The organism is Candidatus Marivariicella sp., assembly GCF_983056325.1.
In genome coordinates, this window is the sequence record NZ_CEZOWA010000004.1 from 11,297 (window position 1) to 27,735 (window position 16,439).

General features: G+C 32.5%; 7 protein-coding genes. All 7 read right to left on the reverse strand.

All coding sequences use genetic code 11. The features are described 5' to 3' along the window. Window positions 1-44: 44 nt before the first annotated feature. Window positions 45-1,373 carry a vanadium-dependent haloperoxidase gene (locus AC3ATN_RS01880; RefSeq protein WP_487531519.1) on the reverse strand — a complete coding sequence of 443 codons (1,329 nt, stop codon included), beginning with the start codon at window positions 1,371-1,373 and terminating at the stop codon, window positions 45-47. Next, the gene (locus AC3ATN_RS01885) at window positions 1,366-4,596 is read right to left on the reverse strand and encodes a VCBS repeat-containing protein (protein WP_487531520.1); all 3,231 of its coding nucleotides are present in this window, start codon (window positions 4,594-4,596) and stop codon (window positions 1,366-1,368) included. Before AC3ATN_RS01885 ends, AC3ATN_RS01880 begins: the two co-directional genes overlap by 8 nt. Further along, window positions 4,596-7,874, reverse strand: coding sequence for a VCBS repeat-containing protein (locus AC3ATN_RS01890; protein WP_487531521.1), 3,279 nt, complete (start codon window positions 7,872-7,874; stop codon window positions 4,596-4,598). The genes AC3ATN_RS01885 and AC3ATN_RS01890 overlap by 1 nt, the downstream gene beginning before the upstream one ends. 1 nt (window position 7,875) lies before the next feature. Beyond that, window positions 7,876-8,445: a hypothetical protein gene (locus AC3ATN_RS01895; RefSeq protein WP_487531522.1), complete on the reverse strand. Its 570-nt coding sequence runs from the start codon at window positions 8,443-8,445 to the stop codon at window positions 7,876-7,878. Then, complete coding sequence (locus tag AC3ATN_RS01900; protein WP_487531523.1) at window positions 8,432-11,671, reverse strand: VCBS repeat-containing protein; 3,240 nt, start codon at window positions 11,669-11,671, stop codon at window positions 8,432-8,434. Before AC3ATN_RS01900 ends, AC3ATN_RS01895 begins: the two co-directional genes overlap by 14 nt. 72 nt (window positions 11,672-11,743) lie before the next feature. Next, entirely contained in the window at window positions 11,744-13,366 is a 1,623-nt protein-coding gene (locus AC3ATN_RS01905; protein ID WP_487531524.1) for a RagB/SusD family nutrient uptake outer membrane protein, read from the reverse strand. 18 nt (window positions 13,367-13,384) lie between these two features. Then, the gene (locus tag AC3ATN_RS01910; RefSeq protein WP_487531525.1) at window positions 13,385-16,327 is read right to left on the reverse strand and encodes a SusC/RagA family TonB-linked outer membrane protein; all 2,943 of its coding nucleotides are present in this window, start codon (window positions 16,325-16,327) and stop codon (window positions 13,385-13,387) included. Between the last annotated feature and the right edge of the window lie 112 nt (window positions 16,328-16,439).

Consider the following 16,439-nt stretch of genomic DNA (forward strand, 5'->3'; position numbering starts at 1 on the left):
AAATGATAATTAAAATATTGGAAATGAGTAATTCTAAAAATTATTTAATTTGAAACAGTTTGTAAATTATTGATGATATAATTACCAACTTTATCTCCTTGATAAACCCCTTCTTCTATTGCCATCAAATAATGTATTCCACCATATAATCTAGATATAGCCGCTTCATCAGATGCATGTATGAATGAATCAAAACCTCTTTGAGGAAGTCCGTATTTTAATTCCGTTGTATCAATAAAATTGAAATTGTCTCCGTAAAGATCCGTTAGAATAACAGCTGCTGCTCTTGAAATAACAGAATGACCACTTGTATACTCTGGAAAAGGAGGTGTTTGAAGAATTGGAAGCCATTCTTCGTCATAGTACTTATTAATTAATGTTTCTGGTCTAACAACTAGTGTCTTCCATTTTTCATCCCAACAGGATATAAATCCATCAAATAGGGAAATAGATACATTTACATATGCGTTTATAGTTTCGGAAAAATCACTTTTTGCTTTGCGAGTAACAACAGATGTAATTCCAATCCAATGCCCACCAGGAGTAATTTTTTTTGTAGCAAACATTGCGTGTCCCCTGTGGTGAGTTACGTAAGGATTGCAATCCCAGAACTTAGCCATTTCAATTTGTTCATCACTCAAGTTTGCTCCAATTTCATAAACTTGCTGAAGTTGATTTTGAAAAGGGCTACCTTTTTTTAAATCAAATTTAATAGGAGGTTTTGGGGGAAACATATCCGCACTCTCTATAACAAGAGTTCTTATTTTATTCCAATGTGGTTCGATTCCATCCATATAATCTGGAGGAGTAGGTTTCCAGAATTTTTCTGGCTGTCTAATGGTATATTTAGAATATGTTCTAGTTTGATCGTAATTATCATTTTTAGCCCAGGTAAGAATATGGTTAGCAACAAATTCTCCGTATTTTTTTGACGATTTAATTATGTTTCGAGGTGTTTTAAAAGATTTCATTTTTTCATTAAACTTTTCTTCAAAATCATCCATCTTGTCTTCTGAAAAAATAAGAGTTCTTGCAACTTTATTAAATGCGTATAACGATGCCAAATTAAAATTTATGTTTTTATCCTTTGATAACTCAACCTGATCCAATTCTTTAATCTGTCCACTTAAAGTTTTGAATTTATTTGGTTTTGAAAAACGCATAGTTTCGTATGCTGCAATTGAAGGGTAAGCATATACTCTTGAAGCAACTGGAGGTGAAAAAATATCATAAACTATTATATCAGTAAGGTTTTGCATCGCTTCCTGAAAAAGTTCTGGATCTTCTATTTTTTCAATATAATCAGTATTTTGAGTGCAGGAAACTGTGATAAAAAATAGTAGAATATATTTGATGTTTATTTTTTTAATCATTTATTCTTTTAAGTATGTACATGTAATCATCATTTGCAATTAAAAGCATGTTTTGATTATTCAATTTAATTACTTTGCGCAAATTTAATTTTATAGGCAAAGGTAGAAACTCTTTGTGAATTGCATGATCATCAAATTGAATAATCCCTCCTGGGTTTGCACTCTGGACACCCAATTCCGTAACAAACTCTTCAGAGTTTCCTACGTAAAAAATCTCTTTAGTTTCTTTATCCCAATAAAAGTCATTAATACTACTCCATTGAGCTTCAAAAGGCAAAGTAGTTTTATCAAATTTATTACCCTTATTTATGAAAATCATTGAGTTTAAGTCTGTTAATTTTTTTATTTCAAGGATGTTTTTTTTCTTTTTTCCTGTGAGATTTTGAATTGTTTCAACTTTTGAAAAATCTTTATACTTATTAAATCTTTTTTTTATCATTGGCATTTGGGAAGCTAAGTTATCCTTTGTGTTAAAAGGTCTATACGTTCCGAAGAATTCATAAAAAATTATTGGATCAGATTGTTGATTATCGTCAAAATCATCTAGATATAAATAAACAGGTGATTCAATTGTTGGTTGCCATTTGAAGTTTTTTCCGGTATTTCCCGCTAATATGTCCAACTTCCCATCATTATTTAAGTCAGCTAATTCAATTGTATTCCATAAACCATAATAATCTTCTCCTCCAGTTAGAGGAGATGCCTGAAACTTTCCTTCCTCATTTTCATCTATTACTACAATAGGAGCCCAGTCTCCTGAGACTATTAGCTCATATTCTGGATCTTCATCAATATTTCCCCATTTAGCATCAGTTACCATTCCCAAGCGCGATTTAACGATTGGTTTAAAATTACCATCACGTGTATTTTTAATTATAAAACTATACGGGCTCAATCCGTAGCCACCAGGTATTGATCTGCTCCCGACAAAAAGATCATCATATCCGTCATTATCAATATCATGGGAGGCAACAACACTTCCATTTGTTGAGGGCAGAGCTACAGGAAGTCTTGAGAAGTTAGCATTCCCATCATTAATATAAATTCTATCCATCATAAGCTCATCATTTTCTTTGTAATCATTACCTCCGCTTACTACATAAATATCTAAATCACCGTCATTATCAGCATCAAATGTAGTAGCAGAAACATCTTCATACTTCTGGTCAACTCTAAAGTCATTGATGTCTGCCAGTTCATATCCGACTTTATTGGCTATTAAAAGTTGTGATGGACGATATCGAGCACCCCCAATAAATATATCTAACATTTGATCATCATTAAAATCTGCTAATAAAAATGCTGGTCCCTCAGATGATAATAATTCGGGAATTAATTTTTCTCTTTCGTAGTCAAGGTATATATCCTCCTCATGTTTATATGGCAATACGGAAAGAGAAAAATTAGCTTTAAAATCAGTTGATTCTTTTTTGGATTGATTTGAGTTTTTTGTTATTTGTATTTTTTCTTTGAAAGGTCCATACAGGATTTGGGATTTGCCATCAGCCCACCTCACAGAGATAGAATCTACAATGCTTTTACCTAGACCGAAATGTAACCTGTGTGTGGATGAGGACTGGAAGCCTCGTGTTGTTATCGCCTCTTTAACATCAACTTTATTATTACTTTTAAATACGGTAACCTTGGACCCTTTTATTGCTTTATTGTTTTTCAACTCTATTGTTAAACTTTTATTTTCTTTACTTGATTTATTTTCAAGTATACTTGCGACAGAATTAATATTATTAATAATTAGATCTAAATCACCATCATTATCTAAATCACTGTAGGCCGATCCATTAGAATAAGAAGGCTCTCCAAAAAATGATTCTTTAATGTTTCCAAAATCAAAATTTCCTTTGTTTTTAAATAACATATTTGGAATTTTAAGTTCTGGCATTTGATTAATTAGTTCTTCTTTCATCTCATTTTGTTTTGTTAAAACAAAACTGCTGTAATTAGAAGTACTCAAATAATTTATATAGTCTAAATCATTGGGTCTTTTTGCAATTCCATTAGAAATGAAAATATCATTTATACCGTCATTATCATAATCTTGTAAAAGAACTGACCAGCTCCAATCTGTTGCATATGTTTTTGTTAAAAGTCCAATTTCAGCGTAATCACCGTATGGTTTTTTTAAATGAAAATGATTTCGAGAATATTGTAATTCAAAACCATAATCACTTTTTATACGGGTTAACTTATCAGAATCCTCTCCCCCAGATTTTAATGCAATTTTTGAATCAAAAGGCATCATGTCGGTAGTAAAAATATCTAATCTTCCGTCTTCATTCATATCAGCTACATCTACTCCCATTGTAAACCTTGAACTATGTTTAAAGTATTTCTTGAAGGATTCTGTGAAAGTTTTATCACCATTATTTATATATAAATAATCATTTTCATGAAAATCATTCCCAACATATATATCAAGCCAACCATCATCATTTACATCTGTTGTAGTTAGAGCTAATCCGTAACCTAGTGGACTACTTAGTATCCCTGATTTATCAGTTACCTCGATAAATTTATTTTTTCCTTCGTCCAGTAAGTTTTCATAAAACCTATCTCCAGAAATTGAATCCTTTTCCTTTCTTTTTTTAGTTGTTCCATAACTTCTTACTGAATGCGTTGCATGATTCATTAGATACATGTCTAAATCACCATCTCTATCATAATCAAAAAATGTGGATTGTGTTGAAAAACCTAAAAAGTCAAGACCATAATTACTTGATGATTCAGTAAATGTTAAATCACCGTTATTTATATATAATAAGTTATGAGTGCTTTGATTTTTAAAAAGTCCTTCCATTGGAAGTTTGCTAACATAAATATCAATAAAACCATCATTATTTACATCATCCATAGTTACTCCATTAGACCAAGAAGGGGATAAATCTAGCTTTGCCTGTCTAGTTATATCTCTAAATTGAAGGTTACCCATATTTAGATACAACCGATCTATTTCTTGATTAGCTGTGAAAAAAATATCTTCTAATCCATCATTATTAATATCTCCAACTGCAACTCCGCCTCCATTATAATAATATAAATATTCAATGATATTTAAATATGGCTTATAAGCTAATTGATTTACAAAGTCAACCCCTGAGTAATTACTCTCTATACTTTCGAATAATATATCATTTATATAAGTTTCATTTGATTTATTACATTTTATGAGAATTAGACAAAAAAATAATATTAGTATTTTCTTCATTAATTGTTTTTAAAAATAAAACGACTTAATGTATCTCTATTTCTTCCAACCCATAATTGGTTGTTGTCCACTACTAGAGATCTAATCTCCCCTGAAATATTAAAACCTTTTCCATTAGGATGAAACTTGAATCCATCTGTAGTGTTTTCGATATACAATCCATAACTTGCATCGTAGGATCCTACTTCAGGTTTTACATTGTATAGGTTACCTCCCATTAAAACGTCTAAGTCTCCATCATTATCAACATCTGAGTGGGTGATTGAATATACTGGACTGAATTGGACTTGTTTTGGAAGTGGAATTTCAGAAAAAATAAAATTACCGTTATTTTTTAATGCTATTGTTGATAAAGTATTAATTGAACAAACGTATGAGTCGTTTAATAGTTTCTTGTTAAAGATTGAAACTAAATCTGCATTTTTAAATGTGGCATAATTAGGAAACTTCTTTTTCAAACTTTTCATTTGATCAATAAGGTTATGCCTTAATGCATAAGGGTACTCTTTACCATTATTCGAAGTAAACGCTAGAATTCCCTCACCACGACCATTTCCATCAAAATCATTGTAATAACATAAGATTGGATTACTTTCAGATGCTTTAAACCTACTATTAGTTCCATGGTTCCCAATTATTAAATCCTCTATACCATCCCCATCAATATCAAAAATATCTATAGTGTTCCACCATCCTGTTTTTTTCTTCCATATGTTTTCAACTGGCTTAAAAGTACCTTCAATATTCTCAAAAAAATTAATTCCCATAAACTCACCAACAACTATAAGATCTTGATCTTTATCATTATCAAAATCATAAAAGGCAGCATCTGTAATCATACCAATTTTTATAAGATCTGGAGCTAATTCTAAAGTTTTATTTTGGAAATTTCCTTTACCGTCATTAACTAAAATATAACCATTTCCAGGTAAACCATATTGTCCAATTTTTGATCTTTCTCCAACGAAAATATCTAAATCTCCATCAGCATCTATATCTGCATAAGTAACACATTCAGAACTAATCTTGGAATCATTATCAGGCAAGTTTTGAGCACTTTTTGTAAATATTCCAGATCCATCGTTTAAAAGTAAGATATCAAAAAGAGAGGTTGAATATATTGAGGTTTCCACCCCGCCAGAGGTCATATATATATCCAAATCTCCATCGTTGTCTACATCTAATATTGCACTTTCAATATGCTCAGATTCTTTGATTTGTTCTAGTAAATTATTGTTATTTTCGTTTTTTACAAACTTATCATCGCCAGCAAAAAGAATTTGAGTAGGATATCCCTTAGCTCCTGGAAATACTATATCATTTTTAGAATCTCCATTAAGGTCCGCAATACTGACTTTTGGTCCTTGCGTGCTTAACATGTGATAATTGAGTCTCTCTGAATCAAAATCAACATAAGAATTTTCTTTGTGAACTGGAAAGAAATCCTGAATGTCTTTTTTAAAAATTAAATTATCTGAATCTAACTGCCTTTCCTTATTTGGATATGAATTTATTACATCAAACTCATATGAAGTATTTACATTTAAATTTTTATCAATAGATACTTTTCCCGAAGGCCATATTATTTTTATATCTACCATTTTTGATTTACCGACACCTATAGTTGCAACTAAATCCATACTAGACTGAAAACCTCTAACAGGCTGTACTTCTTGATATATTTTAGTTAAACCAGTAGTAACTTCTATTTTTGCTCCTAAAGAGTTTAGGTTTTTACCTGATCCGTTAAGCTTTATTTTAACAAAGTTATTATTTAAGCTTTCTGCTTTATTTTTGAAAACAAAAAGTGGCATATTTACGTTATTTACAACTAGATCTAAATCCCCATCGTTGTCGAGATCACCGTATGCAGATCCATTAGAAAAGCTTGGAATATTTAATCCTGATCTCTCATAAGTTTCAAAGCCCAGATCTCCAGTGTTTTTGTAGGAATGATTAGGAACTTTATTGGAAGGTATAATGTCTACTAGTCTTTTGTAATCAACTTGATTATTTGTCACAACAGATTTTATTACCTCATCACTTGCAACATATTGCAAATAATCTTGATCCGTTAGATCTTGATATATTCCATTAGCTATAAAAAGATCTTTAAAACCATCGTTGTCCATATCAAAAAATAAAGCCCCCCAGCTCCAATCAGAGGCTTCCACTCCGGTCCACCTTCCAATCTCACTAAATGTATTATTCCCATTATTTAAATGGAGCATATTTCTTGTAAACTGGTGATGATATCCATTTTTAACAACATACTGATATTTATTCCAACCTTCAAAAGTAGTTACAGATTTTAGCCTCTCATAGTCAGACGGGAGCATTTCTGTCACAAATATATCATTCAAGCCATCATTGTTTAAGTCTGCCATATCAGCTCCCATAGAAGCTCCGCTTATAGATCTCATTTGTTCCGTTAATGACTCTTTAAATGTTCCATTTTTTTGGTTAATATATAAATAGTCACGTTCAAAAAAATCATTCGACACAAAAATATCCTCCCAATTATCACCATTTACATCTCCAACACTAACTCCTAATCCGAAGCCAATAACGCTTCCATAAATTCCAGCCTTTTCACTTACATCAAAATATTTACCATTTATATTTTCCATTAATTTATCGCCTCCAAGTGAGTCTCTTTTTGGGCGTTCGTTTCTCCTTAGGTCAAAACTTCCTATGGCTTGATAGGAATTATTTAAAATATAGGCGTCTAAATCTCCATCCTTATCGTAATCAAAAAAAGTAGCATGTGTTGAGAAACCTCTGTCAGCCAATCCATACTTATTTGCACTTTCAGTAAAAGTGAGGTCTCCATTATTTATGAACAACTCATTTTGCTTATTATCTCCTTTTACATCTCCTGAATTACAGACATAAATATCCATAAATCCATCAGAGTTTATGTCTACCATACTTACTCCTGTAGACCAAGCTTTATCTCCTTGAACTCTTGCTATATCTGTAATATCTTTAAATTTAAAGTTACCTTGATTCAGAAATAATTTATTTGATTTTTGATTCGCTGTTACGTAAATATCTATTAGTCCATCATTGTTGATATCTCCCAGTGAGACTCCTCCTCCATTATAATAATTTCGATACTTGTAGACATTAAATTCATTAGTAAAATCTAAATTATTAGAAAATTCAATACCAATAGAACTTAAATCTTGAAGCTCAAAAAGTTTTGGCTTTGTGTTATCACATCCAATGGAAATAATAAAAATTAAACACAAAAAAAGACTAAATAGTAGTTTCATGTCATTTAAAGTTTAAGTCCTTAATAGTTAATTCAACGAATCTATTGTCGAAAATATATGCAGATATAGCTCTATTTCCATCTATTTTAGTCATAATTGGTGACCCATTAATTTCCTTATCTAATTTAAAAAATGAGTTGCCAGGGTATATATACTCCATCATTTTTACCCCTTCAATTAATAAGTATTCTTTTTGCAAACTCTCTATGGTTGGATCCCACCCCAAAAAAGAAATACGCATTTTCAAACCTGATAATATTTTATTTTTATCAAAAATCCCATAAAACAAAAGCTCCATGTTATTATCAGGGTTATAAATTGGAGAAACAGAATCAAGCACATGTCTTACGAATTTATTTCTGGGTCCTTGATTAATTAGTTTCTTTTTATTGAGCTCCCAACAATCTGTAAAATATTTCTTTTGGGTTTGACCTGTTTTTAAATCAAAAATCAAATCTGTATAGTTTTTTCCTAGAGAAAGCTCATGCTTAACAACCCTATCGTAGTTTGACTGACACGACATGAATAAAAAACCTACAATAGGAAAAATAAAAAATTTAGTATGGTTCATGAAATTTAATTGAATCATTATTTATAGCAAAAATTATGTGTTCATTTTGGGTGTTTTTTATTGAATTAATTGCCCTAATTTGCCCCTTCACACCAATACTCTTTGGTTTATCGTTAAAGTAATTTTCAGAATTTGAATCTATTGTTAAAAACCATCCTCTAGAGGCATCATAACTTCCAAATTGTGGTTTAACTAAATACTGGTTTCCTCCCAAATATAATGAGTTTTTATTGGTGTCTGGATTGCTTTTTGATAATATACTATAAATTGGACTATATTGTATTTCCTCAGGTAAATCATATTGTTTAAATTCATTTTTTTTACTTACAAATAAACTTGTTTTCAGTATATCTATTTCCAAAACTAAAGATTCTAAAACTTTCTGTTTGCCTACAATTTCTTCTATTGATTTTTCAGCATAATCTTTATAAAAAATTATATTTTTTTTAAATTCTGGCAACTGACTCAACAACTCATCCTTGTCTAAAATTGGGTAATACTTATTATCTCTGTTTAGACATATAATTTGCTCATAACTTCCATTTTGATCAAAATCGTTTATATACATTTTCATTTTTTCTTCAAAAAAAGAATTTGTTCCGTGATTACCTGCTATAAAATCCATTTGACCATCATTGTTAATGTCAATTAATTCTATTGTATTCCACAAACCTGATGTTTGATTCAATCCATATAAATCAGTCTGATTTTCAAAAATTCCATTTTTATTTATTAAAATTGTGATGGGCATCCATTCTCCTACAATTATTAAATCCGGCCAATCATCATTATTAAAATCATGAAATTTAGCATCTGTAATCATCCCTATATCTAAAAACACTTCTTGATTGCTATCATTAAAATAGTTTAGACCATCATTGATCATTAATACCCCATTTCCTTTTTTTCCATATGTAGTAAGATCGTATCGTTCTCCAAAAAAAAGATCACTTATTCCATCCTTATTTACATCTGCTGAAGCCAAGGCTTTTGTGGACATTTTTTTATTAAAATCGAATGCATCATCTTTCTTTTGAAATAATCCATTTCCAGTATTTTCATAGAACCTATCATTGAGCGATAAGCTATATTTAGAAAATGATTTACCTCCACTTGCAACGACTAAATCTAAATCACCATCATTATCACTATCAAAAAATAAAGCATTAGTGTCCTCTGATTCTAAATCTTTAATAAAGGGGTCAGTTATATATTCATAGTCATTTTGTCTATTTGAAATAAATAAAGATGCTGTTTGGTTTTTTCCTCCTCCGATAAATACATCGTCAACTCCATCATTATTTAAATCAGCAACAGCAATAGCGGGGCCTTCGTTATGTCTCATTTGGGTAAGAAGTCGCTCTCTATTGAATTCAATGAATTGGTTTTCAATATGCTTAAATTGAAAAAGATTACTGTTTTTTTTCTCTATTTTTATTTTAGTTTCAACTTTACTTGCTTTACCTAACTTGTAGTTTATAGTATTTACAGCGTTGGAGACCAAGTTTAGGTATACTTTTTTTTCACCATTTGGCCATATAACCTCAAGACTATCGACTTTCTTTTCTGAGCCAACCCCAAAATGTATACGATGACTTACCGAAGACTGAAAACCTCTAGATGGGAATAATTCTGCCATATATTTATTACGGTTACTGTATAAAACAAGTTTAGAACCTACCCCTTTTAAGTTTTTTTTATACCCAACCAGCTGAATTTGTATACTTCGATTGTTAAGGGTATCTGTCTTGTTTTGGTATACAAAAGCCTCCATATTAACGTTGTTAACAACTAAGTCCAGATCTCCATCATTATCTAAATCAGCATATGAGTTACCGTTACTAAAGCTAGGTTTATCTAGGCCCCATTTTTCACTAACCTCTTCAAATAGAAAATTTCCTTTATTTCTATATGCAAAATTTGGTACAGCTTGAGAGGGCATAATATCAATTAAATTTTTAATAACCTGCTCTTTTTTATTCATTAACATTCTAACTTGTTCTTCGTTTGCCATATAGGATAAGTAATCCCTATCCAGAAGATCCTTATTGATTCCATTTGCAATAAATATATCTCTTAACCCATCATTATCCATATCAAATAAAAGTGATGCCCAGCTCCATTCAGTTGCAGCAACACCACTTTTTCTTCCGATCTCTAAAAATCCACCATCTCCCATATTTCTTTGTAAAACATTTCTAGGAAATTGTTTAGCATATCCATTTGATTCCATCAATTTAAACTTATCCCAAGAATCGTATTTTGCCTTTGTTTTTTTTCGTCTCAATGAGGAAGGAAGCATCTCCGTAACGAGTAAGTCTGAATTCAAGTCATTGTCTAAATCTGCAGCATCTGCTCCCATTGATCCCATTGACAAAGAGTCAAAATACAGATCTGATGACTCAACAAAACTTCCATCTTGAGAGTTTATATATAAATAATCTTTTTCAAAAAAATCATTAGATATGAATAAATCGGGCCAATTATCGTTATTGAAATCACTAACGGTAATTCCTAGTCCAAATCCAATAGCACTATTAAACATTCCAACTTTTTCAGTAACATCAATAAAATATCCATTTTGATTTTCTAAAAATTTATTTCCATTGTTATTGGGATCTGGAATATTTCTCTGATCTTTTATTAAATCATATCCACCCACTGAACGGATTGAATTATTTAAAATATATACATCTAAATCTCCATCCTTATCATAATCAAAAAATGCGGAATGAACAGATAATCCTGTTATGTCTAAGCCATATTCTTTAGACATTTCTTTAAAAGTTAAATCTCCTTGATTAATAAATAATTCGTTTTTTCGATTGAAACCTCCTGGTTTTCCTGACTTACAGACATAAATATCCAATAATCCATCACCATTAATATCAACAAAAGTTGATCCAGTAGACCAAATCTTTGGACAAGACACCCCTGCAGATTCAGTTATGTCTTCAAACTTCCAATTTCCCTTATTAAGAAATAGCTTATTATCAACAATGTTTCCTGTTAGATATATGTCAATTAGTCCATCGTTGTTTATATCACCTAGCGAAACTCCAGCACCATTATAAAAGTTTCTATATGTATATGGATTGAATTCTTCCGTGTAAGATAAAGTGTTTTCAAATTGAATTCCGGTAGTGTCATCCATCAATTCAAATCGAGAACTATCGTCTGAACAAGCTATGATTAGAAATACTATTACAAAACTTATTTTTTTCATCTTCATGTAAAGATAAAAAGGCTACTCACATTTGAGCAGCCTTTAAACCTAATTTAAGAATATTAGATATTATTAATACCCTGCATTTTGACTAAGTCCAGTCGATGATTGAATTGCATCAAATGGAATTGGAAATAATGTTTTATGTGCTGGAGAAGCAGCTTTTTCCCACCATGTTCCAGAACTATATTTTCCAAATCGAATTAAATCCGTACGACGAGATGATTCTTGGAACATCTCACGTCCTCTTTCCGCTAAAAATGAATCAGCATTCATGGAAGAGAAAGCAGAAACTCCTGCTCTAGCTCGAACAGCATTCACTAATGCTAATGCTGGAGCATGACTCCAACTACCTGCAGCTCTCATTTGAGCCTCGGCGGACATTAACATAACGTCTCCTAATCTTACAATTGGAAAATCATTACTTTGATCCGGTCTTCCAAATTGCTGAAAACTAAATTTCCCTAAACGAGCACCAGACTGACGAAGAGCATTTGGTTCCAATTCATTAATTGCAGGAGTGTAGTCTAAAACAATTCCACCTGTATCATCTGCAGCAAAATCATTTAATGCACTTCCACCGTAATCTTTTTGTGGGCCAACAATAAAGTTGTTTGCTTTACGGGCATCAGCATCCTCATAAGAATTATAAAACTCTTCTAAAGCAGCATAACCATTCCATGGTTGATCCTGAAAATTCCATGTCAATTGACTGGAGTAATGTAACGTCATTTTTGCAAAGTTCATTCCTCCTGCAGTAGCTTCATCGTAATTTACTGAAAAAATATGTTCTACGTTATTATCATTGTTAGGAGCAAATACGGCAGCATATCCTTCTAAATTATCTGGATCCGATGCAACGGCTGGACGTTTAGCAAGATTGGCAACAGTACATCCTGATGCACATAATTGATATGCATTTGAATCCATTATAATTTGAGCAGCTTGCGCTGCTTTTGTATAAGTTGCTGTAGTTTCAGTGCCAAGATAAACTGCATGATTCAAGTAAAGTTTTGTTAAAAACCCTAAAGCTCCGTAACGATTAACCCTATAAACACTTCCAGAAGCAGGAAGACCTGTATCTGAAAAGGTTGTATTTGCAGTGATTTCTTTAGTACCCAAGGCTGCTAATAACTCAGATTCAACAAATGCATATAATTCAGCACGCGTTGATTGAGGAGCATCTCCACCTGGAGTTGTAACAATTTTTACTCTTCCATAAAGGTCAAGCATTCTCCAATAGAAATAAGCTCTTAAAGCTCTCATTTGCATAATGTCTCCTGCGGATAGACCTAAGTTAGCAATGGCATCATTTATAGCGCCAATTGCTCCATATTGACCACCCCATGTATTACCAATAAAACCATTGGTTGGATCAAATGTGTGACGGTGCAATTGAACTAAAACTCCTCCATCATACCAGTCACCTCCTTTGGCAGCAACTGCCATTTCATCAGAGACTAGCCCCTGTAAGCTAAAATAACTAGAGTGATTGGCAGTTCCGGACCACTGTAGTTGTGAATATGCGCCTGCTAACGCATCATTACCTCCTCCAGCTGCACCTCCAATATTTGGAGCTGAAACTGTTACTGCTTTAGTAATGTCTCCAATTAATTCTTCTTCTAGATCAGTACAAGAAAAAATTAAGGCTGAAACCGAAGTTGCAAGGAATAAATTTTTGAAAATATTTTTCATAATTTCTTTGTTTTTATATTAAAATTTGATGTTTATACCTAAAGTCATAGATTGTGAAGCAAAGTAGCTACGACGACGATCTATCCCGGGGGATAATACATCATAATTACCACCTGTATCTTCTCCTATGTCAACCAATGAAGGCTCAGGATCTAGACCTGTATAATTTGTAAGAACAAAAGGATTTTGAGCATTCAATGAAATTTGCATTGAATCAATACCATTTAATGAACTTACATCCATGTCACGAGTTATTGTAAGGTTGTCTAATTTGAAAAAATCAGCTTTTTCAACATACAATGAACTAAAACGTGCTTGAGTTAATCCCTCAGGAGCCAACTCAGTATTCACAAAATTATATGAACTCTGCGTAGAAATTCTAGGCTCATAAAAAGCACGGAACGTATTAACTAAACTGTGTCCGAATGCCCCTCTAAAGAATGCGTTTACTGACCATGATCCAAAAGTTAATTGGTTTGTCCAACCTAATTCAAGATCTGGAGTACCATTACCTAGTACTGCAAAATCGACATCTTCATTTAATGCCTGGTCTTGACCAACATTTATTGTTCCATCTCCGTTAACATCGGCAAATACATTATTACCACCTGAAACTCCCTCATGGATGGGACCCCATATAGTTCCAATTTCTTCTCCTACTTTAACTCGAATCGTAGCTGTAGAGTTTTGCCCAGGCGCACCAAGATTAGCTCTCATCTCCGCATTGTTGACATATTCTTCTAATATTGTTTTATAAGTAGATAGAACTAGACCCGTATTGTAGTTATCGGTCAACTGGTAATTAAGAGCTACTTCAACTCCTTGAGTATTTAACTTACCTGCATTCTCATATCTCGAACCTGTTGGATAGATTGCCTGGTCAACTTGACGATTTAAAATGAAATCAGAAATATCTCTAGTATAAACATCTATAGTAGCATCTAGTTTTCCATTTCGATATTCCAATCCTAGATTCGTTTCTGCTTTTTCTTCCCATTTTAAATCTGGATTAGCATCACGCGATGGAGAAGATGATCCACCTCCCGTTGCACTAGCATAGGTAAATCCTCGGATTTGTCTAGATAATCCATTTGGACCTGGAAGTGCTCCAGTTACTCCATATCCTAAACGAACTTTAAATTTGTCAACTCCAAGATTTAAGTAATTATTTAAATCAACACCTAAACCAGCTGAAGGAAAAAGACCCCACTGATTTTCGGCTCCAAGTTTGGTAGAGCCCTCTCGACGGAGCGAAGCATTAAGGAAAATTGCATCACCTAAATTATAATTAACTCTTCCAAAAAATGCAATGATTTTCTCATCTGGAGTAGCATTAGAATCTGCCCCAATAAATCCGGCTCCTAATAAGTCCTGAGAATATTCTATAGCATTAATGAAACTAATTCCTGCTTCTGTTTCATTTGGAAAATCTCCAAGGGTAACAGAATGGTCGTTAAAATTTTGCATTTGGTAAGAATACCCAGCTGTAATAACAAGATCATTTCCTAAAAACTGACCATTGTATCTTCCATAAACCTCTGATAATTTAAAACTGTATGTTTGATCATAAAAATTTGCAGAACCTTTTCTTATAGGAGAAGCTGCATTTCCTCCACGAAGCAATGTAGTAGGATTATAAAGTCTATTAGAATATTTACTAACCTGACTCGCAGCATTTAAATTAATTGCAAAATTCTCACTAAAAGAATATTCTGCATTTACACTGTAGTTTAATTCGGTTTTATCTCCTTGATTGATTTGTTGTTTGGCAATAGAAACAGGATTGTAACTATCAAATAAACCAAGTGTTTCAAAATATCCACCATACTGATCTCCATTAAAGACGCCTGTATAGTTAGAAGCTAAAATTGGAGCGGTTGGATTATACAAAACTGCATACTTTAAAGACTCCATGTCTCCATTATTTTGTTTTCTACTAGTAAAAGCAGTATTTACAGTTAAACGTAACTTGTCGTTTAAAGCTCTTGTAGTAAAGTTAAGACGAGTGTTAAATTGATTAAAGTCTGAGCTTATCAAGATACCTTGTACATCTCTGAAGTTAGCAGAAATTCTGTATGAAGTGTCCCCTGAACCACCAGATGCAGATATGTTATGAATTCTTGTGATTGCTTGACGCGTTACAGCGGCAGTCCAGTCTGTGTCAGCACCAAGATCAGTTCCTCCAGCAGCAATAAATTCATCGCGACGCATGGTTTGAACTGTATTCATTGCCTCAGAAACTCCAAGTTGTCCAGAATAATTAAGGGAAATTTTTCCTTCTTTACCTGTTTTAGTAGTTACTAAAATAACACCCGAAGAACCTCTAGATCCATAAATAGCAGATGCAGATCCATCTTTTAAAACGTTAATAGTCTGAATATCTGAAGGATCAACATTAGCTAAAGAAGCTCCTACAACACCATCTATAACAACCAATGGTTGCACGTTGGCTCCAACTGTAGAAATACCCCTTAATCTAATTACTGCGGCAGCGTTAGGATCACCACCACGGTTGTATACTTGAAGACCAGCAACTTTACCTTGTAATAATTGAGCTGCATCAGAAATATTTCCTTTATTGAAATCTTCAGCATCTACTTTTACAACGGCTGAAGTTACTTCTTTTGAACGTTGAGAACCATAACCAGTAACAACAACTTCCTCTAATTCACTATCGAGGGTAAGGTTTACATTAATTTGATCTTGATCTCCAACAGTTACTTCAACAGTTGCAAATCCAACAAATGAAACCACCAGTACATCACCGGACGATGCCTCAATAGTGTAGTTACCATCAAAATCTGTACTTGTTCCACTGTCAGTACCTTTTACTTGAACCGTTGCACCAGGCAGTGGCCCATCATCACTCGCAACAGTACCATTGACCGTCTGAGCATACATTCCTATACTTAATAGCGTAGCCAAAAAGGTAAGGAATGAAGTCTTTAAATTATTTTTCATTCTTAAATATGTTTAAGTTAAAAGTTTGATATTCAATATTACACTAAATAATTAACATAAATTTCACATTTAGCAACTAACTAATTATATTTGCAACGAAAACGTTTTAGAA